Source organism: Faecalibacterium faecis, from assembly GCF_040096475.1.
Lineage (GTDB): Bacteria > Bacillota > Clostridia > Oscillospirales > Ruminococcaceae > Faecalibacterium > Faecalibacterium taiwanense.
Window position 1 is genome coordinate 1 of sequence record NZ_JBBMEP010000059.1, and the last position, 603, is coordinate 603.

General features: G+C 52.6%; 1 protein-coding gene and 1 pseudogene. Both read right to left on the reverse strand.

The window, feature by feature from the left end:
- Nucleotides 1-461, reverse strand: a 461-nt coding sequence (locus WMO17_RS13105) for a relaxase/mobilization nuclease domain-containing protein (protein ID WP_349138330.1), incomplete at its 3' end; no start/stop codon positions are given.
- Nucleotides 433-603: pseudogene (locus WMO17_RS13110) on the reverse strand (plasmid mobilization protein); the annotation flags it as partial. The gene WMO17_RS13105 and the pseudogene WMO17_RS13110, both read right to left, overlap by 29 nt.

Below are 603 nucleotides of genomic sequence, written 5' to 3' on the forward strand. Positions count from 1 at the left end.
ATATAGGGCTTACGCTCCACTTCTCGTGTTCGGATGCTGCCGATCACGATGTGGACATGAATGTTTTCCGAATGGTTGTGCCCATCCGGGTGAGTGCAGACGATGGCGGGATGACCGGGGAAGTTTTCTTCGCAGAATTTCAGGCCAAGAGCCTGTGCCTTTTCCATCGTCAGCCCGTTGTCGGCTGCATCTCTGGGATCAAAGCTGATGATATATTGATGGCTCTTGATATCACCATGCTGGGTGTTCTTACCATACTTGCGGTTTGCCAGCAGACAGGCCGTTGCGAACGAGAAATCGCCGCACTCAAGTGTATCGAGGATGTACGATTCTCGCAGCTTCGGTCTGCCCTGTTCATCCAGAAGTTGCTTTCCGGTGAACGCGTCGTGCTGGTAAACGAGGTACGCTTCGATGGCAGTGTAGTCCGAATTCTTAGAGGCGATATGCTTGAGCGTTGCCATACAGTTCACCCAGAACTTTCTCGGCGTTCAGCCGAAATGCGATCAGGTCTGCAAGTTCGTCAAGAATTTTCGCTCGTATCTGCTCGGTGTCTGCACCGCCAGAATTGAAGTGCCTTGCAAGCTGGTTGAGGTTGCCGCCCAC